At 71.2% G+C, this 1,238-nt stretch carries 1 protein-coding gene; it reads left to right on the forward strand.

The window, feature by feature from the left end; all coding sequences use genetic code 11:
* Positions 1-235: 235 nt before the first annotated feature.
* Positions 236-1,238 (forward strand): serine/threonine-protein kinase (locus ACLEQD_RS43740; protein WP_410391843.1); only part of this gene is annotated, 1,003 nt, incomplete at its 3' end.

Raw genomic sequence — 1,238 nt, forward strand, 5'->3', positions numbered from 1 at the left:
CGCCCGCCTCCGCACGGAGGGGGTCGCCGGGGACGCCGCTGGCACCGGCCCGGAGGGCGTGGCTTCACGGCAGCCGGCGGACGCCAGGCTGCCCACCCACAGGAGGAAGAATGCAGGGTTACGAAACCAGGCTGGCGAGCGTAGCGGAATATTCCACCCGGAGCGTCTGAATGGGCTCATGATAGCGTCTCGCGGTTTTTCCGAAGGACTCCCCTCGCCCGGAGCCGATTCGAACGTGCCGCAGCCTTCCGCCGGCCTCCAGTTCGGCAAGTACAAGCTGCTCGAGCGCATCGCGACGGGCGGCATGGCGGAGATCTACCGCGCGCGGATGACGGCGGTGGCGGGTGTCACGAAGCCGGTGGTCATCAAGAAGATCCTCCCTGGCTACGCGGACGACAGCGCGTTCGTGTCCATGTTCATCAACGAGGCGCGCATCGCGCTGGGGCTGTCGCACGGCAACATCGCGCAGATCTTCGACTTCGGGGAGGTGGAGGGCGAGTACTTCCTCGCGATGGAGTGGGTGGACGGCCATCCGCTCTCGCGCGTGCTGCGCCGGGCCCGGGAGAAGGGGCTGCCCGCGCTGCCGCCGCCCCTGGCGGTGCTGGTGGCCATCGACATGCTGCGGGGGCTGGCGTACGCGCACACGCGGCTGGACGACAACGGCCGTCCGCTGCACATCGTCCACCGGGACGTGAGCCCGCAGAACGTGCTCCTCTCCTTCGAGGGGCAGGTGAAGCTGGTGGACTTCGGCATCGCGCGGGCGCGGCTGGCCGGACGCAGCGACACGAAGGTGGACGTGGCGAAGGGCAAGTACGTCTACTTCGCGCCGGAGCAGGCGCGCGGCGAGGCGCTGGACGCGCGCACGGACGTGTTCGCCGCGGGCACGGTCCTCTACGAGATGCTCTGCGGGAGGCGCCCCTTCGAGGGCTCGCTCCAGGACGTGCTGCGCAAGATTGCCCAGGGCGACTTCCCCCGCCCGCGCGAGTGGGTGCCGGGCCTCCCGGCCGCGCTGGAGCGCATCCTGCTCACCGCGATGGCCACGAGCCCGGAGCAGCGCTACGCCACCGCGCAGGCGTTCGCGGAGGCGCTGGCGCGGCAGCTCCACAGCACCGCGCCGGACGTGTCCGCCAGCGACCTGGGCCACTTCATGGGCTACCTCTTCGAGCCGGAGCTCGTGGAGGCCGGCCGCCCGGTGCAGCTGCCGCGCGAGTTCGTCGCGCGGGTGGGCCGCTGGAGCG

It is taken from the genome of Corallococcus sp. 4LFB (genome assembly GCF_046520365.1).
In the GTDB taxonomy this organism is placed as follows: domain Bacteria; phylum Myxococcota; class Myxococcia; order Myxococcales; family Myxococcaceae; genus Corallococcus; species Corallococcus caeni.